Origin of the sequence: Oceanospirillum sanctuarii (assembly GCF_002150805.1) — a bacterium.
Classification (GTDB): Bacteria; Pseudomonadota; Gammaproteobacteria; order Pseudomonadales; family Halomonadaceae; genus Oceanospirillum; species Oceanospirillum sanctuarii.
This window is the reverse complement of sequence record NZ_MTBA01000001.1, coordinates 86,737-110,093: the sequence shown is the minus strand read 5'-3', so window position 1 is coordinate 110,093 and position 23,357 is coordinate 86,737. Positions and strand designations below refer to the sequence as shown.

16 protein-coding genes are annotated in these 23,357 nt (G+C 51.1%); 6 read left to right on the top strand and 10 right to left on the bottom strand.

Features of this window, described 5'->3' with window-relative positions:
* Positions 1-16 precede the first annotated feature (16 nt).
* The 6 genes from BV405_RS00495 to BV405_RS00470 all read right to left on the bottom strand — a co-directional run bounded on the left by BV405_RS00495 (position 17) and on the right by BV405_RS00470 (position 6,226).
* Positions 17-814 (bottom strand): response regulator, encoded by a 798-nt coding sequence (locus BV405_RS00495; protein ID WP_086478898.1) that lies wholly within the window; start codon positions 812-814, stop codon positions 17-19.
* A gap of 167 nt (positions 815-981) precedes the next feature.
* A complete protein-coding gene (dinB, locus tag BV405_RS00490) occupies positions 982-2,136 on the bottom strand; it encodes a DNA polymerase IV (RefSeq protein ID WP_086478897.1) in 1,155 nt (384 codons plus the stop codon).
* Positions 2,137-2,284: 148 nt separating this feature from the next.
* On the bottom strand, positions 2,285-3,529 hold the full coding sequence (locus tag BV405_RS00485; protein ID WP_086478896.1) for an EAL and HDOD domain-containing protein: 1,245 nt from the start codon (positions 3,527-3,529) through the stop codon (positions 2,285-2,287).
* Between the two features lie 235 nt (positions 3,530-3,764).
* A complete protein-coding gene (locus BV405_RS00480) occupies positions 3,765-5,021 on the bottom strand; it encodes a uracil-xanthine permease family protein (protein WP_086478895.1) in 1,257 nt (418 codons plus the stop codon).
* Between the two features lie 103 nt (positions 5,022-5,124).
* On the bottom strand, positions 5,125-5,754 hold the full coding sequence (upp, locus tag BV405_RS00475; protein WP_086478894.1) for a uracil phosphoribosyltransferase: 630 nt from the start codon (positions 5,752-5,754) through the stop codon (positions 5,125-5,127).
* 133 nt (positions 5,755-5,887) lie between these two features.
* Positions 5,888-6,226 (bottom strand): hypothetical protein, encoded by a 339-nt coding sequence (locus BV405_RS00470; RefSeq protein ID WP_086478893.1) that lies wholly within the window; start codon positions 6,224-6,226, stop codon positions 5,888-5,890.
* Between the two features lie 418 nt (positions 6,227-6,644).
* Here BV405_RS00470 and BV405_RS00465 point away from each other — a divergent pair, with 418 nt between their 5' ends.
* From BV405_RS00465 to BV405_RS00455, 3 genes are all read left to right on the top strand, one after another.
* Positions 6,645-8,396: a flagellar assembly protein A gene (locus BV405_RS00465; RefSeq protein ID WP_086478892.1), complete on the top strand. Its 1,752-nt coding sequence runs from the start codon at positions 6,645-6,647 to the stop codon at positions 8,394-8,396.
* Between the two features lie 217 nt (positions 8,397-8,613).
* Positions 8,614-9,960, top strand: a complete 1,347-nt coding sequence (locus BV405_RS00460; RefSeq protein ID WP_086478891.1) for an efflux RND transporter periplasmic adaptor subunit — start codon at positions 8,614-8,616, stop codon at positions 9,958-9,960.
* Positions 9,960-13,124, top strand: a complete 3,165-nt coding sequence (locus BV405_RS00455) for an efflux RND transporter permease subunit (RefSeq protein WP_086478890.1) — start codon at positions 9,960-9,962, stop codon at positions 13,122-13,124. Before BV405_RS00460 ends, BV405_RS00455 begins: the two co-directional genes overlap by 1 nt.
* 119 nt (positions 13,125-13,243) lie before the next feature.
* On the opposite strand, the gene BV405_RS00450 is transcribed toward BV405_RS00455, so the two are convergent.
* The 3 genes from BV405_RS00450 to BV405_RS00440 form a co-directional block, all read right to left on the bottom strand.
* Positions 13,244-13,564, bottom strand: coding sequence for a hypothetical protein (locus BV405_RS00450; RefSeq protein WP_086478889.1), 321 nt, complete (start codon positions 13,562-13,564; stop codon positions 13,244-13,246).
* Positions 13,565-13,674: 110 nt separating this feature from the next.
* A complete protein-coding gene (locus BV405_RS00445) occupies positions 13,675-14,508 on the bottom strand; it encodes a TatD family hydrolase (RefSeq protein WP_086478888.1) in 834 nt (277 codons plus the stop codon).
* A gap of 226 nt (positions 14,509-14,734) precedes the next feature.
* Complete coding sequence (locus tag BV405_RS00440) at positions 14,735-16,321, bottom strand: peptide chain release factor 3 (protein WP_086479470.1); 1,587 nt, start codon at positions 16,319-16,321, stop codon at positions 14,735-14,737.
* A 241-nt stretch (positions 16,322-16,562) separates the two neighbouring features.
* Between BV405_RS00440 and BV405_RS00435 the strand changes: the two genes are divergently transcribed.
* Positions 16,563-17,570: an MsnO8 family LLM class oxidoreductase gene (locus BV405_RS00435; protein WP_086478887.1), complete on the top strand. Its 1,008-nt coding sequence runs from the start codon at positions 16,563-16,565 to the stop codon at positions 17,568-17,570.
* 76 nt (positions 17,571-17,646) lie between these two features.
* Here BV405_RS00435 and BV405_RS00430 read toward each other — a convergent pair whose 3' ends face one another.
* Positions 17,647-18,489 carry a substrate-binding periplasmic protein gene (locus BV405_RS00430; RefSeq protein WP_245832186.1) on the bottom strand — a complete coding sequence of 281 codons (843 nt, stop codon included), beginning with the start codon at positions 18,487-18,489 and terminating at the stop codon, positions 17,647-17,649.
* Positions 18,490-18,553: 64 nt separating this feature from the next.
* Between BV405_RS00430 and BV405_RS00425 the strand changes: the two genes are divergently transcribed.
* Both BV405_RS00425 and BV405_RS00420 read left to right on the top strand, forming a co-directional pair.
* Positions 18,554-22,135 (top strand): AraC family transcriptional regulator, encoded by a 3,582-nt coding sequence (locus BV405_RS00425; RefSeq protein ID WP_086478886.1) that lies wholly within the window; start codon positions 18,554-18,556, stop codon positions 22,133-22,135.
* 96 nt (positions 22,136-22,231) lie between these two features.
* Entirely contained in the window at positions 22,232-23,305 is a 1,074-nt protein-coding gene (locus BV405_RS00420; RefSeq protein ID WP_086478885.1) for a response regulator, read from the top strand.
* Positions 23,306-23,357 lie beyond the last annotated feature (52 nt).

Here is a 23,357-nt window from a genome sequence, read left to right as displayed (position 1 = left end):
ACATCACAGCACTGACTTAGCCATCCAGCAGGGAAGCCAGCAAACCTTTTACCTGAGTCATCTCAAAAGGCTTGTCACACAGGGCAGATACACCAGCCTGTTTAACGGAACTCAGTCGAGTTTCATTCTCTTCGGACGTGACCATCAGGATAGGCACGTGAGAAAGTTCGGTCTCGTTGCGGATATAACTGATCAGTTCCTGACCATCCATATTCGGCATGTTGTAGTCCGTCAGGATCAGGTCAAAGGACTGATGCTCAATAATATTGCGGGCATCCAGACCGTCCACCGCTTCGGTAATGTCATTGATACCGATCTGGTTCATCACGCGAGCCAGATGTTTACGGGCCATGCGGCTGTCATCAACAATCAGTACGCGCAGGCTTTCAACATCGTAGAGATCCAGCGACAGTTCATCCGGATTGATGTAATCGATCGTCGCCATCAGGGCGCGATGCAGGTCATTACGGGTAAAAGGTTTTGGCAGCAGCGCCAGAACTTTGGACTGACGCACCGCTTCAAGGTTGTCGTAGTTCTGCTCGCTGGAAACCACCATCACAGGAATATCGGCAGTAACGGGGTCACGCTGCAGCAACTCAACCAGCTCAGCAGCTGTGGCATCCGGCAGGTACATGGCGGAAATCAGAAGATCCGGCTGAAAGGTTTTCAGACGGGCATAGGCTTCACGGGCGCTGCCCACCCCCTCAATATTATGAACACCCTCTTCAACCAGTTCATTAATGATGATCTTACGCTGAGTATTGGAGGGTTCTACCAGGACAATCGACAGATCCTGAACGGCCAAGCTTTCCATAGAGCAACACTTCCGGGGGCTAAAAATGTAAACATGAAGATTTAAAATTGATTACGCCATCCTATGCAATTTGGCTCAAAATATCACTAAGGAAAACAGGGGGATGAAGAAAAAACCTGACTGAGTCAAAAATTGGTCATGATGAAGTCATGGTCTTTGAGGCGAGACTATTCCGGAAAGAGGCTGAGTTGTTCAGAAGGTCCTGCCGGGTCTCGCAATCTGACACCAATCCCCAGCAAGCGGATATTCAGTGAACCACGACTTACGGCCTCCTGCATCAGAGGGTAAAAAAGCGCCCGCTTCAACCAAGCAACCGAATACTCAGCCTGCTTATCGGCAACGATGTCGGATAATCCTTCTGCAGAGGCATCTGAAGACTCCGTCGATGAAACCGAGCTTATCAGTTCAGAACCAAAAGCCGTTTCCACGGTGGTGGATGAGAAGTCAGCAAAGCGTACCTTGGCGAAGACGCTGCGGATCTGCCGGTCTTCATAACCCTGATAGCGTCGCGCCAACACAGGCAACAAGCGATCCAGTGCCTGATCAAGATCATCCTGCCGGGTGATATTTTCCGAATAGGTACGCTCTACACTGACGGATTTGCGCACACGTTCGGTTACTACCTCCCGATAGTCCTCCCCCCTCGCCCTTTGGTAAAGGGTCAGGCCGAACTTGCCAAACCACTCGGTCAGCTGCTTAACGGTTTTCTGCTGCAGATCGGCGCAGGTTTCAATTCCGAGGCGCTTCAGCTTCTCTTCGGTAACCTTTCCCACCCCATGAATACGGCCAACCGGTAGCTGGATTACGAAATCTTCCACCTGATCTGGGGTGACCACAAATAAACCATCGGGCTTTTGCCAGTCGGAAGCCACCTTGGCAAGAAACTTATTTGCGGCCACTCCCGTTGAGATGGTAACGCCGGTGCGCTTAACCACCTCGGCTTTAAGCCACTGAGCCATGCGGGTCGCACTGCCCTGAAACTCGGCGACATCGGTAACATCCAGATAGGCTTCATCGATTGAAACTACTTCAACACGGTCAGTCAGCTCAAAAAAGATTTCACGAATGGCAGCTGCAGTCGCTTTGTACTCATCCATCCGCCCTTTGCAGAGAATCAGATCAGGGCAAAGCTTGAGCGCCTGCGCGGTTGGCATAGCAGAACGCACACCGTAAGCACGGGCTGAGTAATTACAGGTCGCAATAACCCCACGCTTGTCAGCATCTCCGCCAACTGCGATGGGCTTATCAATCAGGGAGGGGTTATCACGTATCTCGACAGCGGCAAAAAAGCAGTCGCAATCCGCGTGAATTATTTTTCGCATACCTGCAGGCTCAAATACTGTACAGATATACAAGTCTAATCTATTTATGTCGTCACGTCAGCGCATTAGACAATATTTCCCCCTGAAAATAGTTACGCCCGAACATTGGCATATTCGGGCGTAATCTTTTCAGGTTTCAAGGAGAAACTTAGGCCGCAACACCTATCACTTCGTCAGCCCAGGCCATCGCTTCGACATAGCACTCGGTGAGTACATGGCGATCGAAAGAGCTTTGTTCGACAAAGTTCCAGTCCGCTTTCTCGTATGCCTCAATGACTTTAAGGGCTTCACCCAGATCACCTTCATAGCTGACCAAAGCTGATTCAACACTCGGGTGCAGAGAGAGGTCTTCCAGAATCGAAGGTAGCGGGCGATCAAAGAAAGCATCCAGCATGGATAACAGGCCAACGGTGAAGTAGCTTTCCACCGGGGTCTTACCGGTTTTAGCGGCCAGACATTCGCACATTTTCGCCCGCAACAGAGCGATCGGCATCAGGGTATCACCACGACGACTGGAACCCGCCAGCACCATCATACTGACCAGAGATTTAAGGTTATCAAAACCTAACAGCACAATCGCCTGGCGCAAGCTTTCAATCTTACGGGGCAAAGAGTATTGCGCAGAGTTGATATAGCGAAGAATACGGTAATAAAGCTGAGGATCACGGGAGATCTGCTGCTCAATCTGAGTCACATCAGGCTCAGCCTGGTGAAGCATCGCCATCAGCTGAGTCAAAACGATACCGCTATCGGATTTAGGACGGCTCTGCATGGTTTCAGGCTTAGACAGGAAGTACCCCTGAAACAGAGTAAAACCCATGGCTTTACAGGCTTCAAACTCTTCCCAGGTTTCAACTTTTTCAGCCAGAAGCGGCACATTCAAACGCTTAAGAATAGAAACACGTTTTTCCAACACCTCAACGGAACACGCCATGACGTCCAGCTTGATCAGGTCCGCGTAGGGCAGAAAGGCTTTGGTTTCCTGAGTCAGAACAAAATCATCCAGAGCGATCTTATAGCCACGAGCCCGAAGATTTTTAAGGCCCGCAAGCACTTCCGGGGTCGGTTTAATATCTTCCAGCACCTCTAGCACGATACGCTCAGCTGGCTCAGGCAACATATCCCCTTTGATCAGCCACTCGTCGGTCATATTAATAAACACGGGATGTTTGTCCGCTAACCGATCAATACCAATATCCATAAAGGCTACAGTGCAGACACGAGCAGTTGCCTCATGGGGGCTGCTGACGCTGGCGTTGGTCGTTGTGGCGTTATTACGATAAAGAAGCTCGTAGGCAGCAAGTTTCAGGTTTTCATCACAAATAGGCTGACGCGCAATACAATAATCTTCCTGCGCATCGCTGCCGGATTTAACCATCTCTTTTTCTTGCATAAAATTTCCGTCCTAAACTCGCGTAATCTGATATCAGCCTTTCGGCTCACCGCCACCATCCATTGAAGCGAAATATGAACCTTGAATACTATTATAATTTCTAAGCCTAATCTAATCCTTGCAAAGCATTAAGAATATTTACTCTTACTCTCCAAAACGATAGTCCAAAAACCAAAAAACCTCCGGTTTACACCGGAGGTTTCTCGATAAAGAAAACCTTGAGAGCTTTCTCTGTTTATTTGGTTTCTTCTTCACCCAGATGCTTCGGCAAAATCAGGTTCAGAACGATACCAACAATGGCGCAAAGGCTCACACCCTGCAGGCTGAACTCGCCACCACCGATATACATACCACCGATGCCGAACACCAGAATCAGCGCAACAATGCTCAGGTTACGCGGCGCAGTCAAATCCTGACCGGACTTAACCAGAGTGTTCATACCCACAACGGCAATAGAACCAAACAGCAGAGTCATGATACCGCCCATCACAGGCACAGGAATGGTCTGGAGAATCGCACCCATCTTGCCAACAAAGGCCAGCACAATGGCAAATACCGCAGCCCAGGTCATCACAACCGGATTGAAGTTACGGGTCAGCATTACGGCACCGGTTACTTCAGAATATGTAGTGTTTGGCGGACCACCGAACAGAGCCGCGCTGGACGTTGCCAGACCATCACCCAGCAGGGTGCGGTGCAGACCCGGTTTCTTCAGATAATCTTTACCGGTTACCTGGCTGATTGCCACCATATCACCAACGTGCTCAATCGCCGGAGCAATCGCAACCGGAACCATGAACAAGATCGCCTGCCAGTGGAACTCAGGCATTGTGAATGAAGGCACAGCAAACCAAGCTGCTTCCTGAACCGGGGCAAAACTCACCATCCCCATAAACAGTGCCAGCGTATAACCCGCTACAACACCCGCCAGAATCGGGATCAGGCGGAAAACGCCCTTGGAGAACACAGCAAACAGCAGCGTAACCACCAGAGAGAACATAGAGACGATGATCGCTTTATCGTAAGCAACCAGTACACCGGAACCGTCACCGGTTTTGCCCATCGCCATGTTTACAGCAACAGGTGCCAGCGCGAGACCGATCACCATAATAACCGGGCCAACAACAACCGCAGGCAGAATACGGTGCAGCACATCAGCGCCTTTCACGCGAACAATACCGCTCAACAGCAGGTACGCCATACCCGCAGCCAGCAGGCCGCCCATGGTTGCCGGGATACCCCAGCTTTGTACACTGGCGATAATAGGCGCGATAAACGCGAATGAAGACGCCAGGAAAACAGGCACTTTGCCACGGGTCACGATCTGGAAGATCAGCGTACCGAAACCTGCGGTAAACAAAGCTACGTTTGGATCCAGCCCGGTTAGCAGAGGTACTAATACCAACGCACCAAAGGCAACAAACAGCATTTGTGCCCCGGTCAGAATCGTTTTAGGAGAGGTCGCCGAAGCGAACTGGTTTTCTGAGGTCATGTCACACCCGGATTATTCTTTTTAGTGGAAAAGCGTTTTATTTCAGATCGGACAAACTCAATAGGGCCCGGCATGAGCACATGCCAGGACCGCTGAAGCGGTATTACAGAGTTCCGAAGATTTTATCGCCCGCATCACCCAGACCCGGGATGATATAACCCTTGTCGTTCAGGTGATCATCAACGGATGCAGTGAAAATTTCTACGTCAGGATGCGCTTCCAGCGTGCGCTCAACACCCTCAGGTGCCGCTACCAGAACGATCACTTTGATATCTTTACAGCCCGCTTTCTTCAGCATATCGATGGTTGCAACCATAGAACCACCAGTTGCCAGCATAGGGTCGATAACCAGACTGATACGCTCATCAATCTTACCAACCAGCTTTTCGAAGTATGGAACGGGCTCCAGGGTTTCTTCGTTACGCTGCAGACCAACAACACTCACTTTCGCGCTTGGAATCAGCTTCATAACGCCGTCCATCATGCCAAGACCGGCACGCAAAATCGGCACAACGGTAATCTTCTTACCTTTGATGTGTTCAACCTGAATATCAGAACCATCCCAACCTTTGATGGTTACGTGTTCCATTTCCAGGCTTTTGGTGGCTTCGTAGGTCAGGAGGGTGCCGACTTCGGAGGAAAGTTCACGGAAGCTTTTCGTGCTGATACCGTGTTGACGCATCAGGCCCAGCTTGTGCTGAACCAGCGGATGTTTGATTACATGGACTGTCATAGGAACCCTCGGACTAGGAAACGCATAAATTCAAATCAGAGCACCTGAGCAAAAGCTCAGTTTTAACGGGTGCTAATTATGCGATAGTCTGATAAACGAAGGTATAGCCTAGAGCAAAAAAAGTGGAATTTGCTTAGGATTTGCTGCCATTTGCAGAAGATTGTGATGGCGCGTAGATATGATCCTGATAAACCAGCTTCTTCTTGGGGTTTACCGTACGATCCTCAGTGGAAAGTGCCAGAATAGCGGATTCCAGTCGCGCCTTGCGAAGCTGCTGCTTCAGAGGAAGCCCCTGCCATGCATTGTGCGGCAGTGGAGGCAGGTCAAGTTCTTTACGGTCTTTCTCCATCGTGGTGCCTTTATCCAGCATCACATTCAGCAAATTGCGTTTACCGGACATCAGCTCAGACAAGAGCACGATCCCCAGCAGCCTTTTCAGGCGCAATTCGCGAACTTTAGATGAATCAGCCATTAAATACCCTTTAACCCTTAAAATATTACTTTCTAATACCGCATCTTTGGCATGTCTTACCAGAGCAATCCAGCGAATGATCTCTTGGATTCCGCCAGTTTAACCGAATAGAGAATCGACGCCAAAAGCGGTAGCAGCCAAGGATAATAACCTGAAATATTGGCCTTGCCTACGCTAAGCCCTTTATTTCTCACGAATAATAATACAAAACAATTACATTTCAAAAATGCAGGATTATGAATACAAGTTTCTTAGCTTTGATCTCTAAAACCGAATAATAAATACATTTTTATTTCGTTAATATAGGTCACACAATGGTAAAAAATCGTTGTCGTCCTATTATAAGTGTGGAATCTAAATACACTTTATGGTGAAGTCAGCAAATTAAGACTGTATTTCCTCAGGGCGATCCTACGCTATGAACCCGAACGATAATAACGATAGTCAGACCAATATGGACGTTGCAGAAAAAACAAGCGAGCAGCCTACCCAGGACTCACCAGAGAACCCAACCACTCCGGAAGCGACAGAAGAAAATCAAACCGGACTGGAGCTTTTTCTTAATGAAAGCGGTAACCGACTCATCGCCCGCTTTAAACCGGGCCCTCAGGTTCTGCCTATCTCTGTTGAAGCCGTTCGCCAGATGGTTGCCGAAGCGGGATACAGCGAAGAAGATTTCCCTCTCTATGAAGCTCGCCTGAACGACCTCTCCCGGGGGGTTGAACAACGCCGAAGTTTTGAAATCGAGATTGGTGGCCCGGTTGATGCAGAAGTGCATGTTTATGTCACTCCGGACCAAACGATTGCAGGCGTTGAGATTATCCCTGCTCTGGGTAAAGGTCTGCCACCCTCCCGGGAATCCTTTGATTCCGCTTTACAGAAAAACCGGATTTTCCGGGGCCTGGATACTGAGCTGATCGACAAACTTTTTTCTACTCAGGGTATTCAGCATATTACTGAACCTTGCTGCTATCTGATCGCCTTCGGCCAGAAACCAAAGGACGGCAAAGATGGCGAACTGATTCCTCTGGTTGAAGAGATGTCTGAGCGCCGCCCTAAAGTGCTTAAAGGCACCAAGGATCAGGTGGATTTCCGCGAACTGGGAGATTTCCCGGTTCTGCCGGAAGAGACCCCTCTCTTTAAAATTACCGCCCCGGTACCCGGTGAAGATGGTTTCTCGGTGAGCGGTAAAGCTCTCAAGGCCTATCACGGCAAAGAGAAGAAGTTCAAATTAGACCCGAGTGTTCGTGCTGATTACGCCGACCGTAATACTTATGTTTCCACTATCAAAGGAATGCCGGTATTTACCGATCAGGGCGTACACGTCGAAAACATCCTTAAGCTGGAAGAAGTGAACCTTGGTTCAGGCAATATTCGCTTTGATGGCAGTGTGCAGGTGAAACAAGGTGTTAACCCGGGCATGCTTCTGGAAGCTACCGGAGATATCAAGATTGGCGGCCTGGTTGATAATGCCACTGTAGTCTCCGGTGGCAACATCGAGATTGGTGGCGGAATCATCGGTCTGAAATCCCCAAGCCTGAGCGCCGATCAACCGACAAAAGACAATGCAGTGGTTCGCGCTAAAGGCAATATCAAAGCCCGCTTTATTCAGGATGCCTGGGTAGAAAGCAACGCCAGTATTATGGCCCAGAAGCTTATTATGCACAGCCGTCTATGGGCATCTGATTCGGTGAAACTTTCCGGAGCCGGACAGCTGGTTGGCGGTCATGTTCTGGCTACCGACTATATCGAAGCCGGTCAGCTGGGCACGCTGGCATCAGTACCCACTCTGCTTGAAGTAGGACCTCTGGATGCTGTTCGTGATGAAATGAGCAAGGTTCAGCAGAAACTCAAAGAAGGCATGGAACAGGCCAAACAACTTAAAGCCCTGATCCACCGCATCCGGGAAGAGAAGCGTCGTATCTCACCGGAGAAGAAAGAGCAGATTCTGAAAGCCCGGGAAACCATCAGTAATGCAATGGCTGCCCTGGAACAACGCCGCCATGAACTGGAACAGGAAGCTCAGGCACGTCGTAAGTCCCGGGTGAAAGCCCTGAAAAAAGCCTATTCAGGTTGCAACATTGTGATTGCCGATACCGGACGCGTGCTTAAAGAGGACTTTGGTAAAGCCACCTTCTATCTGGAAGCCGGTGAAATCCTGCTGCGTTAATCGACGCCAAAAAACCTCTCACACCCGACAAGAAAGCTGCTCTCATGAGCAGCTTTCTTCGTTTCCAATCCGCCAAAAATGCGAATTATGGATCCCTTTGAACAAATATTAGGTATTTTAAATATAAAATTCGATGCAATCGTATTAATATAACAGCGAAATATCCTCTTACCTGTCACAGCAGGATGCCTATCAGAATTCATACAAGGAACCAGCCATGGGGCTTTCTGATCGCGTAAAGGCGTTTAAGCCGGTCATTATTGTTGCCATCATTCTGGGTATCGCCATTGCGATATTTGCCCTGTTAAAAGCCACTAAACCTCAGCCCGAAGCTAAACCCGTCACTGAAAAACGCTGGCCGGTTAGCGTGTTAAGGGTAACACCCGGAACTTTTACCCCTCAGATCAAGCTGCTTGGTAAAACCGAATCCCCCTTCCAAACGCAAATCACCGCTGCCGTTAATGGGTACGTCACCGCGATTCATGCTTTTGAAGGCGAACTCCTGCCTAAAGGCGATATTCTGATTGAACTGGACAACAGAGATAGCCAGATACTGCTACAGCAGCGTAAAGCAGATTTGGACAACCAGAATGCCCTACTTAACAGTGAGAAGCTGCAGCAAGAAAACAACCTCAACCTGCTGAAACAGGATCAGGCACTGCTGGAGCTTAATCAGGCCAGCGTTCAACGCCTGAAATCTCTGGTCCGACAAGGCTCGGCATCTCAATCCACACTGGATGAAGCTCAACAGGCCCTAATCCGACAGAAGATGACTCTTGCTAACCGTGAATTGAGTATTCGTAACTTCGACAATCGCCTGTTGCAGCTGACCGCTCAGAGAGACAAAGCCCATGCTCTCTATCAGCAAGCTCAGCTCGATCTGGAACGGACGCAGGCCAAAGTGCCCTTCGATGCCCGCATCAGCCAGCTTATGGTTGCTCCCGGTGACAGAGTCAGCCCAGGTAAAGCTCTGGCAACCCTCTATTCTCAGGAACAGATGGAGCTGCGGGCACAGCTACCGGGAGACCTGCTCCCCCGCCTGAATCTGCTTTTGGATAACAACAAGGACGATACCTCTGAGCTTAAGCTTCACGCTCTCGCCCATTATCAGGGCGCTCAACTGCCGTTGGAGCTGAGAAGTTTAAGTGCCGAGGTACGCTCCGGTCAGGGCGGTATCGATGCTCTGTTTCGTTTTAGCCCGAACCACCCCGCACTGACACAACTGCCCATCGGGCTCTCACTGGCGGTCACGCTTTATCTGCCCGAAGTGAAACAGGCTATTGCCCTGCCGGGAACCGCTTTCTACGGACAAAACCGCATCTATCTGGTAGAGAACGGGCAGCTTGTCAGCCGGAGCGTCCAGCGACTGGGGACGATTGAGACCAATGATGGCAAGCTCAGTATTCTGATTTCAGCAGATACACTACCAGCAGGTTCTCAGATTCTGACCACCCAGCTGCCCAACGCAATAACCGGACTTCCCATTCAGATCGTTACGGGGAAGGATGCTCAATCTGAGACTGCTCCTGTGCCTCAGCAATCCTTATCTGCGGAGAGTAACTGATGCAGCAGCAAGGCATGGTTCGGGGTTTTGTTCAGCTATTTACTACCCACAAGGTTGCCGCCAACCTTCTGATGTCCCTGATGATTCTGGCGGGTTTGATGGGACTCAACAGGCTGAACACCCAGTTCTTTCCGGACTTTGAGTTGGATGTCATTGTGGTGCAGGTGGTCTGGCCCGGCGCCAGCGCTGAAGATGTTCAGGATGGCATCACTATTCCCATTGAACAGCAGCTGAAAAGCGTCAATTACATCCGCAAAGTCTACGCCGATTCCCGAAGAGGCATGTCGCAAATTCGTCTGGAGGTGGAAGAGTTTGCTGATCTCGACAAGATTCTGGACGAGGTTAAACAGCAGGTATCCTACATCACCACACTGCCGGAAGAAGCCGAAGAACCTCTGATTCAGCAGATCATCCGCTACGATGATATTGCAACGCTGCTGGTGGTTGGCCAGACCAGCCGGGATGAGCTTCGCCCCTTTGTCAGAGATATTGAAGATCAGTTACTGCGCCGGGGTATTCGCAAAATCACCCTAACCGGTATGCCGGAGCAGGAGATCAGCATTCAGGTTTCTGTGGAACGCCTGCATGAACTGGGCATGAGTCTGGAGCAGCTGGCCGGAATCATTCGATCCCGCAGTCTGGATATTCCCGCAGGTATTGCTGCGAAAAAAGATGGCTCCCTGCAGATTCGGGGACTGAATCAGAAACGGGATGTTGAAGGTTTTCTGGCTCTTCCGATTAAAACCAATCAGAACGGTGAATATCTGCTCCTGCGGGATATCGCACAGGTCGTGCTGCAGGAACAGGATGATCAGCATCAGATTGTTTACGAAGGCCGCCCTGCAATTGAAGTTAAGCTTCAGCGCTCTCTGGCGGATGACACCCTGGAATCCGCTGAGATCATGAAACAGTGGCTACAGGAGATCCAACCTCAGCTTCCGGAAGGCATTGAAGTGATCGCCTATAACGAGCGCTGGAAATTCCTTGAGGAAAGGATCGAACTCCTGCTCAACAACGGCCTTGGCGGTCTGATTCTGGTGATCGCTATTCTCTTTCTGTTTCTGAATGTGCGTGTCGCCTGGTGGGTCGCCGTCGGGATTCCCGTATCCTTTCTTGCCACCCTTGCGGTGCTCTACCTAATTGGCGGCAGCATCAACATGATCAGTCTTTTTGGCCTGATTATGGCGCTGGGCATCATCGTTGATGATGCCATTGTGGTGGGCGAAGACACCCTCGCCCATGTTCAGCAGGGGGAACCGGTTGAACACGCTGCCATTGGCGGCGCGCAACGCATGCTGGCTCCTGTGGTCTCCTCCTCCCTGACCACCATCGCAGCCTTCCTGCCGCTATTTATGGTGGGCGGAGTTATCGGCAATATTCTGGTAGATATCCCTATTGTGGTGACCTGTGTTATCGCAGCGTCATTAGTGGAATCCTTTCTGGTTTTACCCGGCCACCTGAATCACAGCTTCCGTAAAGCCCGTCGCGGCAAAACCGGAGAAAACCAAGAGAGCCAATGGCGACAAAAATTTGATGCTCGCTTTAACCATTTCCGTGATCACAGCTTTCGCCGCATGGTGCGCTATGCAGTGCATCATCGCGCCGCCACTCTGGCGACCGCCTTTGGGCTGTTAATTATTGCCATCGGCCTTTTAGCAGGTGGTCGAGTCAAATTCACCTTCTTCCCCGTGGTCGACAGTGACTCCCTGAATGCGCAGGTGCAGTTCACTGCGGGCACGCCACCGGAACGTATTTACGATTATCTGGACAGTCTTGAACTGGCACTCCGGGATACCGAAAAACACTTCGGTCAGAAGCTGGTGGATCATGTCGTGGTGCATCATCACATGGCATCACTGGATACCGGTGTTAACGGCCAAAGCCTGGGCGATGAGTTTGGTAGTCTGACGGTTGCTCTGGTTCCGGCAGAAGAGCGTAATATCAGTAATTCCGCTCTGATGGCCGAGTGGCGAAAACGCACCACAGAACCCGCTGGCCTTGAGAAGCTGATCATCACCCAGCCCCGTAACGGTCCACCGGGCAAAGCGATTGAACTTAAACTGTCCGGTAATGATATCGATCTTCTGAAACAGCTCTCGTTGCAGATTCAGGATCGCCTTAAAAGCTACGCCGGAGTGAGCAATATTGATGATGACCTGCCCTTTGGCAGCCAGCAGCTGATCTTCTCACTCACTCCCGCCGGGGAAGCATTGGGACTGGATATCAATCTGGTGGGGCGTCAGCTGCGAAGCGCGCTGGAAGGTATCGTGGTACAGAGTTTTTACCGGGGTGACGACAATATCGATGTCCGCATTCGCCTGCCGGAAAGTCAGCGCAATTATCTCAGCAGCCTGGAACAGATGCCGATTATTTTGGCAAACGGTAGCAGCGTGCCTCTAAGCACCGTTGTTCACTTTGAATACCGTCGTGGGCTGGATCTGTTGCGTCGGGTCGATGGCGAACTGTCGGTCATTGTAATGGCCGATGTTGATGATGCCGTTTCCAACTCCAACCTTATCATCAGTCAGCTGGAACAAGAGATTCTGCCACAGCTAAGACAGCAATATCCGGTTCGCATCAGCTACGAAGGCCGTGCTGCCAGTCAGCAGGAAACCATGGCAGATATGAAAACCGGACTGATTCTGGGGCTGTCCCTGATCTATATTATTCTTGCCTGGGTATTCGCCTCCTATCGCTGGCCGATAGCCATTATGATCGCCATTCCCTTTGGTCTGACCGGTGCAATCTTTGGGCACTTCGTGCAGGGTATGGATCTGACGGTGCTCTCCCTGTTCGGTTTCTTTGGCCTGTCCGGCATTGTGATCAATGACTCCATCGTTCTGATCACCTTTTATCAGAAGCTGAGAGAAGATGGCATGAAGGTGTTGGAGGCGATCGAGGAAGCAGCCTGTCAGCGTTTAAGAGCAGTACTCCTGACATCGCTAACCACCATCGCTGGCCTGATTCCTATCCTGTTTGAAACCTCGCTGCAGGCCAAGTTTCTGATCCCGATGGCTACCTCTCTGGTCTTCGGTCTGGCCTTTGGTACCGTACTGATTCTTCTGGTTGTGCCTTCGGTACTGGTGCTGATTGAGTTTAAAAGCGTTCGACGGGAAAGCGGTTCAAGCCCTGAGAGCAACAGCGCAGGATTGTCCGAAAGCTAACGGACGGAATCCTTCGCGATAAGCACACAGAAAGCAATCTTCTTGAACGCTCCCCTAAAACGCAAAAGCCCCGGAGTCATCTCCGGGGCTTTTGTTTAGAAGCAAGCCTGTGTCTGATATCAGCAGCCTGCAATACCGATCTGACTCGCAATCCAGATCATAAGTCCGGTAAAGACAGCTCCGACCAAGCCCATAATCGCCCACTGAGCCGGACTGAACAGGCTGGAGGTCACTTTGTGCTCCGAAGTTGTCTCAGGGAGTTCACCGCGCAGCTTCTGACGCTCAATCTCCTGCGCCGCTTCCAGCAGAAGCTTCACTTCCGGTGATGCCTTGTTGATCAGATATTCTGCCGCATCCACCCAGTTCGGGTTTCGCTTACCTACTTTTAACGCCCGCAGGGCGGATGCCGATGACTGAAACTGTACTTTTTCCTGAGCCATGCTCTTAGTCCTTAATCAAGATCGGCAAACCTTACCTGTAACACCCTTTTTTGACAACTGACGGAAAAACAGTCATTTAAAAACGGCTTATGGAGCTCAACAACACAGTATTAGAAGACTAACGGACACACTTCTGCCAGATGCAAAACATTCTCCACATTGGTACTGGTGACCCGTCCCACCTGCTTTACGGTCATGCCTCGACACTCCGCCAATGCCTTGGCGATCACCGCGACCTGATCCGGTGTATTACGCTGACCTTTAAGACCGTCCGGAGCCATATCCGGTGCATCGGTTTCCAGCGCCAGACTTTCCAGTGGTAACTGAGTAAAGAGTTCTCGCTTCTTATTAGACGTAGGCCAGGTGATGGCACCGCCAACCCCGATCAGGAACCCTTGCTTCACGTATTGCTCTGCCTGAGAAAGACTACCGGAATAGGCGTGAACGATGCCCTTCACATCCGGATACTGCTTCAACAGCTTCAGAGTCTGATCATGGGCTTTCACCACATGCAGAATCACTGGCAGTCCATGTTTTTGGGCAACCTTCAGTTGCGACTCAAACAGCGCCAGCTGCTCTTCTTTGCTGGATTGGCTACTGTCAGCGTCCTCGTCTTTCTCGGTTGAGGATTTGGTTCTGGAGAAATCCAGACCAATTTCACCCACTGCCGCAATCTGGCCGGGGTGTTGACTCAACAGACGATCCAGCTCTTCGACATCTTCCGCTTTGTGATCTGACATAAAGAAGGGATGCATACCCAGAGCTGGATATAGGCGCACACCACAAAATTCGCCGTTCAGCTGCAGTGTTCTGCCCCAATGCTTACGACTGATACCCGGAACGACAATACGACGCACACCGGCATTAAACGCCTGATGCAATTGAATCGCCCGGTCATGATGAAACTCGCTGAAGTCGAGATGGCAGTGGCTGTCAGTCAGCATAATAAACCTCTGATTCTTTTTTTATCGTTGTATTTTTCTTTAATTATGAAGCCATTATGGCGCTTTTATGACCATTTTACTGTGCCCAAAAAGGCTTATGACTCATCATTCTGATTAAGTTCTGTTCTGCAGGCGAAAAAAAACCACCCGGTCTGGTCGACGAGGTGGTTTCTTCAGGCTTCAGGTGAGTCAGCAATTAACGTCTGAATACCTTATCCATACTCAATTAGTGCTCACGGGTTGCACGGAAAACAACATCCGGGAAGCGCTCCTGAGCCAGAGAAAGGTTAACCCGGCTTGGTGCCAGATAGGTCAGCAGACCCGCACCGTCATGACCCAGGTTATCGCTGTTCTTACGGCGGAATTCATCCAGCATTTTCTGGTCGTCGCACTCTACCCAACGGGCAGTCTGTACGTTAACCGGCTCGTACATGCACTCTACTTTGTATTCGTCCTTCAGACGGAATACAACAACCTCAAACTGCAGCTGACCGACTGCACCCAGAATCAGGTCATTGTTGTTCATCGGCATAAACAGCTGAACCGCACCCTCTTCAGACAGCTGCTTCAGACCTTTCTGCAGCTGTTTGGTTTTCAGCGGATCTTTAGCACGCACACGGCGGAACATTTCCGGCGCGAAGTGAGGAATACCTGTGTACTTCAGTGCTTCACCTTCGGTAAAGGTATCGCCAATCTGAATCGTACCGTGGTTGTGCAGACCGATAATATCGCCGGACCATGCCTCTTCCACGTTTTCACGATCACCCGCCAGGAAGGTTACCGCATCGGCAATCTTCACATCTTTACCGGTACGCACGTGTTTCATCTTCATGCCACGGGTATAACTACCGGAGCAGACACGCATAAAGGCGATACGGTCACGGTGTTTCGGGTCCATATTGGCCTGAATCTTAAAGATAAAGCCGGAGAACTTCTCTTCCGCCGGATCCACTTCACGGGTTTCGGTCTGACGGGAGATTGGCGATGGAGCCCACTCAACAAAGTCGTTCAGCATCTCGCGCACACCAAAGTTGGCCAGTGCCGTGCCGAAGAATACCGGTGTCAGCTTACCGGACAGAAAGGCTTCGGAATCGAACTTATGGGTCGCATCACGAACCAGTTCCATCTCTTCAACGAAGGCTTCGTAGTCGTCACCGATCAGCTCACGGGCTGCATCGGTATCCAGACCTTCAATGCGGATATCATCCTGCAGGGTATGACCTTTACCAGCTTCAAAAACATGAACGGTATCGGTGTACAGGTTGTAAACACCTTTAAAGTCTTTACCCATACCGATCGGCCAGTTGATCGGTGCCGCTTCGATCTTTAGAACCTCTTCGATCTCATCCAGCAACTCAATCGGATCACGGATATCGCGGTCCATTTTGTTCACGAAGGAGAAGATCGGCGTATCACGCAGACGACATACGTCCATCAGTTTGATAGTACGGTCCTCAACACCTTTCGCGCCATCAACCACCATCAGGGCGGAGTCAACAGCGGTCAGCGTACGGTAGGTATCTTCCGAGAAGTCTTCGTGCCCCGGAGTATCCAGCAGGTTAACCATACGGTCGTTGTAAGGGAACTGCATCACCGATGAGGTGATGGAGATACCACGTTCCTGCTCCATGCTCATCCAGTCAGACGTGGCATGACGATCACTCTTCTTACCTTTAACGGTACCCGCTGTCTGAATCAGGTTACCCAGCAACAGGAGTTTTTCGGTAATGGTAGTCTTACCGGCATCGGGGTGACTAATAATAGCGAAGGTGCGGCGCTTGGCCACTTCGTTCTGAACGGCAGTCTGAGACATGGATAGAAAATCTTCTGGCTTAAAAACGATAAAAGCACCGGAGGCAAAAGCGATCAAAGGCCTTTGCGGTCGGGTGCGGAAGAATATTGGCGCATATTCTCCCCGATCTCAGCTCAGGAAACAACGGCCACGGCAGTTACACAGGTGATTAAGCGCCGAATAATTGCTGTGATAAGCAAGCAGGTTTCAATTCACGATAGAATTTAGTTAATATATTAACAATTAAATTCTGGAGCCCCCCATGACGATTAAACTTTCTGTGGTTGATCAGACACCGGTTCACGGTTGTCACAGTAAAAAAGACGCCCCTTCACTAACAGTTGAACAGGCTCGTCTTTGTGATGAACTGGGTTATCACCGCTACTGGGTAGCGGAACACCACGACAGCCTCCACTTTGCTAACCCCTGCCCTGAAATTCTGGTGGCGCATCTGGCCAGCATCACCAAGAAAATCCGCGTTGGCAGCGGCGGTGTGATGCTCTCGCACTACAGCCCGCTTAAAGTGGCAGAAAGCTTCTCCATGATGGCAAACCTGTTTCCTGATCGTATCGATCTGGGTGTAGGTCGTGCCCCTGGCGGCACGGGCCTGACCTCAAGTGCTCTGGCATTTCCGAATCCACCGCTACAAGGCGAACTTTACGCTGAGCAGGCTGCTCTGCTGGAAGGCTTTATCAACCAGTCACTGGAAGCCAACCACCCTTACAGCGGGATTCATGTTCTGCCGGACAGCAGCGAAAAACCGGAACTCTGGATGCTGGGTTCGAGTGGCGGTAGTGCGGCGTTAGCGGGTGAACTGGGATACAACATCGCACTGGCGCGTTTTATTGATCCGGATAACTGTCGCCCGGCTATTTTTGAAGCACATCAGCAAGCCTGGGAGAAGGCAGGCCATCAGTATAAAGCCAACCGTATGCTGGCGATCGCCTGTATCTGTGCAGAAACCGAGGAAGAAGCCTATCTGAGAGCCGGAACAGCGGTCTACCGCAAATACGCCGCTCAAATCGGTCAACGGGAAGATTTCGTTACGCCGGAAGAGGTACGCAACCGTTACAACGCCATGCCAGTGTCACATCAGGCGCTGTTCGATCAGATTGCAGCCGGTTACACCATAGGTTCGCCGGAGCAATGTTGGGAAGAGATCAACCAACTGGCGAAGGATTTTGCCACCGATGAGATCTCTGCCGTTACCGTAACCTACAGTCAGCAGGAACGACTGGATAGCTACCAGCTACTGGGCGAGTTTCTCTAAAACCCGGTTCTTCATTCGCTAAGGCGCTTCCCTATTGGCACTTTAGCCTCTGCTTCCGGCAACCCCTATACTATTTTTACGGGGATGCTGGAGCTTTACCACAGAGATAATCGCACACCAGCTTCTCCAGTTTCCCCTCTTCATCCAACTGATCGATCACTCGATTGATCGGATCCAGCAGCGCTTTGCGCTGAAGATGCAGCCGGAAGGACACCGAATTACTGGCATAAGGCAGCGAGATTTTATAATCCAGTTTCTCACTGTTCTGATAATAGAGGGCAACTGCTTCGGTCATCAGACCAATCTCATTCCACTTGCGATGTACCCGCTGAGCGATCTGCCACTGATTGGAAAAGTCTTCCCGAATCAGACCGGGCGGCACCTGACTGCCACGCACCGTTGCCACCAGCTGACCTTTAAGATCCGGCAGAATAAAGATAGGGAAAGATAGCTCCGGCTGATAGATGATGACATTGTTCACAACCCCATAAGGCTGGGTAAACAGTGACAAACCCGCCAGTCGGCTACTGGGATCAGCCCCCGGATCAGGCAGTTCTGGCACCACCCCCGCCTCGATATCGATCTCCCCCGCCTCAAACTGACGCAGTAAACGCGCCTGCGACAAAGGGATAAATTTCAGGGTCACCGGCTCCTTCAGCTCATCTTCCAGACGATTTGCTATCAGACGCAGGGTATCGGCATAGATGCCACGAAAAGCCCCCTGACTGTCCTGCCAGAAAAACGGCACCACACCGGGCTTGGGCATCCCCACACGCAGTACCTGTTCCGCCCGCACCTGACCAGCAGAGATGAACTCTGCGATCAGAAAGACGACCAACACCCAGAATGGCGAAACCTGACGAAATAAACGATCAGCACGGGACAACATCCCGATGGCACGGAAGGAACTATTCAACAAAACCCTATGGTATCCTTTGACTTGAAAATCAAACTTTCACAGAAAGCGCATTATTACTCATTCTATGCCAATCGCGACAGCATCCAGCAAATTACTCGAACCCATTCTGCAACTGGCCCGACATTATCCAGCCACCCTGCTGGACTCAGAGCTTAAGGAACCTGAAAGCTCTGATCAGGCTCCGTCATCACAGCAGTCGCTTCAAAACCAGTCATTACAACAACAGCTGCTGGATGATGCAGGCTTAACCCATCAGGATTTTACCCGACCTGACGCCCGCTTTCCTGCTGAACGCTTTACCCGAGTGCTCTCCCGTCTGGCAAAAGCCAGCGATAACCCGCACATCAGCCTGAGGCTTGCAGAAGCCACCCAGCCCAGAATGCTGGGTTCAACCGGTTTTCTGATCTCCACCTCGGACACACTGGGACAGGCGCTACATATTCTGGAAGAGTACCTGCCGATTCTGTTTGAAAGCGCCCGCCTTCGCCTGGAGCCTGTTTCCCAGCCTGAATCCGAATCCGTTCGTTTGGTACTGAAACTGGATGAACCGGAACAGAACGTCGCCGAGTTCTTTCTCGCCTGTCTGCTGAACTGGCCGCGCTGGCTGACAGGCCAACAGATACCGGTACAGAGCGTGGAATTGGCTCATACGGAAGTAAAAGATCCCGCCCGCTTCCGCCAGCTATTCGCAGCAGAGGTGGTTTTTAACGCCCGGGAAAATGCAGTCATTCTGCCAGAGCAATATCTGAGGTTACCCTGCACAGATGCCAACAAAGAGCTTCACCAACTGCATAAGGCTTTTGCCGATGCTCTTTTAGGTAAAAGCCAGAACCGAACCGCACTGACGGCTCAGGTTCGGCACCTGATCCGCGAGCAGATTCTGACTCAGGGTGAAGCGATTCGCCGGGAAGAGGTGGCCCGACAACTGGGACTCAGCTTGCGAACCCTGCAGCGTAAATTGGGCGAACTGGATACCAACTTTCAGAATCTGTATGACGAAACCCGTAAAGAGTTGTGTTTTCAGCTGATCCGAAAGGGAGACCTCAGCTTCGGAGAGATCGCCTTTCAGCTGGGTTTCTCCAACCAGTCAGCCTTCCAGAAAGCCTTTAAACGTTGGGCGGGAATGCCTCCCAGCCAATATCGTCAGACACTGAAGCGCTCAGAGGCTGCGCCTGAGAAGCAACTAGATGCGATGCTTGCCGATGAATCTTCGGCGCCTTTTGCTCCCCGTGAGCTGTTTGCACCCCAGGACCTGGTGACCGAAAACCAAAAACGGTCTGCCAATAATGAAACCATCAATGAAAGCAATCTTCAGCGTTTACTGCCGGAGAAACTCCAGCGTCTGAATCCATTCGGTTTGAAGACCCTGTTAAGGGCAGCGGTTATCGGTGATCAGTTCAGCCTGAACTTTCTTTCCCGACTGATTCAGGAACCGGAAGCCCGTCTGATGATCCACCTCTGGCCGGCACAGGAGGAGAAACTGATCGAACCCATTGAGCTGGCACAGGGCTTACCGGGCTTTCGATTTACTTCACCTCTGATTCAGCAGGCGCTGTATGAACAGTTAACTGCGGAGGAACAGCAGCAACTCCACTCGGTCGCAGCGCAATTACTCTGGCAGTCACTACCGGAATCTCAGCCATCCGATGCCTTAAAAACGCTGCTGGGGCATCTGAACCGCCTGAGTCACCAGCAGGGGCTTTTAGCAACAACCTCTGCGATAACCACTGTAACGAATACAGCGACAGATAAAACCGAGGATACTGGGTTAACGGGCAATGCGGATAACACGCTTACCATTCCCCTGATCGTTCACCTGAATCAGTCTGCAGCGTTTCAGGCGTTGTCTGACGTTAATCAGCAGGATGCAATTGCGTTTACTGCACATGCCCGCAGATGGCTGGACAGGCTTACGACAGCGGAGACACCAGAAAGCTTTTCATCATCGGATATCCATACCAGCCTCTATCAGCAGGCAAAACTTGAGTTGTATCTGGGTGATGCGGAACAGGCATTAACCACCTTAAACCTGCTGGAGAAGCGGGAGAAGCGGGAGAAGCGGGAGAAGCATCAGGATCTTCAGCACCGCACCCTGCGTCTTAAGGCACGTATTCTGCTTTATCTGAACCAGCCGGAAGAGGCACTGCAGACGCTTCTGCCGCATCTTTCACCGATACTGCCGAATGATGAAAAAGAGCAGCTGGTTTTCCTGCTCAACACCCTTGAGGAGATCCAGCGCTTAAGGATTTCAGCTGACGCTAAGGTTCAGACAGAGACGTTGTCATCAGCGGATTCGTCAGCAGACACACTGACGGATGCCCTTGACCAGCTCAGCCTGCTGGAACCGATCAGCCGTTTGGCCCGTCGCCAGTCACAACCTCTGTTGGCCGCCTGTGTGATCAGTCGGATGACGCAACTCTGCCTTCAGCACCAGTTTAACGCTAACCAAGCTAACATTAGTCAGCCGAACAGCTCGCCAAATCAGAACCTGTTAAACAGCTATGCCCGCTATGCACTGGTGGGTTATGCCTGGGTTGCCAGTTGGTTCTGTGGTGATTACAAGCTAAGCGCAGCCATTCTGAAGCAGGGCCTGGCCCTGCCCGCGCTAACGCCCTTATCCGGCAACCGTGACAAACACCCCTACGGACTTGATGATCTTCAGGTGCTGCCGGAAGCCTTGGCTCCAAACCTACAGCAGGCAAAAGCATCACCCAATCTGCATGACTATCCGGTGGATTCTGTCGCCATCACAGATCTCTGGCATACCGGTCAGGTTCAGCACTGGCTGGAGCCTCTGCCTCAGGTATTGATCAAGCTGCGCCGCATCGGCGATCTCGTTCGACGCCGCAATGATCCCCTGCTCAACAATGAGCAGAGAACGCTCTGGTATCAGCTGGCAAGTATCAACGGCGACCGCTCACTGAACCGGCTGAAAACCCGCTGCCAACAGGACAGGGAAGATCTGGAGCGTACGCAATCCAATGCAACCGTGCCTGCGCGTCTTAAAACTGAGCTTGAGGATGCGGGCATCCTGCTGGCAGATCTGCTGCAGGGTAAAACCATCCTGCCGGTGAAACCGCGCTATACAAGGCCGCTTCAGGCCGCCAATCAGATTCGTGCGGCTCTGATTCTGAATCAACAGTCGATCTGGACTGAGCTATTCAACTGGCAGAGCCCACTGGAAAATGATCTGCCGGGCTTCTTTATGATCACAGAAACCCTGTTTTCCCTCGGCATGATGCGACTTATTCTGTCGCTGCAGGAGAACCAGACCAGCCCGAGACGACTTCGCCTGATCGATCAGACCGAGTCCCGCTTTGAGCTTTGGAGCCGTCAGGCACCTGAGAATTTTGCCGGGCAATATCATCTGCTCCGGGCAGAAAAGCAACGTCTTGTCGGCAACGAAAATGCACAAGAGACGGATTGTGCTGCACTGTTTGAGCAGGCGATTCGTATCTTTGCCCAACAGGGATTTCAGTCTCATCAGGCACTGGCCTACGAACGCTACAGCATCTACCTGCAGAGCAGAGAGCAGAATATTCTTGCGGAACTTTGCCTGCAAAAAGCCAGAAAGCTGTACCAAAGCTGGGGCGCTACCGTAAAAGTAAACCTGCTTGAACAGTCACTGGAAAGAGACTTTCTGTAAGAACTGAACCAGCGTTCTGCATCACTTTCTGCAGCAAAATGAAACATTTACTGGCACAATATGCGCTCCTGCATTTCTGAATAAAGACACCGGCCTATGATTCCCTGGAAGATACTGATTGTTGACGATGAAGAAGGTATTCACGGCATCACCCGGATGATTTTTCGTGACTACGAGTTTGAACAACGTCCTATCGAATTGATCAGCGCCATGAGCAGCGCTGAAGCACAAGCTCAGCTTAAACAGCACCCGGATATCGCCCTTATCCTGTTGGATGTGGTGATGGAAACCGAAAATGCAGGACTTCAGCTGGTTGAAACCATCCGTCACCAAATGGGCAACAGTGATGTCCGCATTATTCTTCGCACCGGTCACCCGGGCTATGCTCCTGAAGCTCAGGTCATTATCGATTACGATATCAATGATTACCTCAGCAAAGCGGAGCTTTCTGCTTCCCGCCTGCTGACCTCGGTTATCGTGGCGCTGCGTTCTTATCGTGATATTCAGAGCGCGCGGGAGCAACAGCCTGAAATATCCAAACCTGAAGCAACAGAATCCCAAGGGTTGCTGCCTGCTGTGGCAGATGCCCTGCAGCAGCAATTACAGCCCGCTCTTAAGCAAAGCCAGCGCATGCAGAAGCTGGAACTCAACCCTGTCGCTACCGATCTGGCGAAAGATCTGTTCGCCCATCAGCAACGTCTTAGCAACAGTGTCCGTCTGCTTCAGCAGATGTCATCCCGAAAAGTGTTAGCCAAACCTCTGGAACTGGCAGCCTTACTGGATGAGGTACTGCAGATCTTCCTGCCTCAAAGCCGTCGAGAGGGCTGGCTGCTGGACTATCGCCTTGATCCCGATCTGCCGCAGGTGATGCCACTGGATTCAGAGAAAACCAGCACACTTCTGATCAGCAGTATTGAATTAGCCTTGCTACAGGCCAAGGGAGAAGACCTGATCGTCAGCCTGAAACAAGGCAGTGCAGGGCAACAATCAAATGAGCAACAGCTACTGATTCAGGTTGAGCAAAGCAGTGGCCATCCGGTCTTTGATCGCAGTCCCTGGCCTCAACACCTACGGGCGGAACTACATAAACTTTGTCAGGAGCTGCAAGGGGACTTTCGTGAGATCGACGAGAGCGGCTTAATTCAAAGCAGTTTGCCAATCTCCCTATAAAGATCGGCTAGTCTTAAGGTAATCGTTTCTGATCATCCTGTTCAGGAGTTAG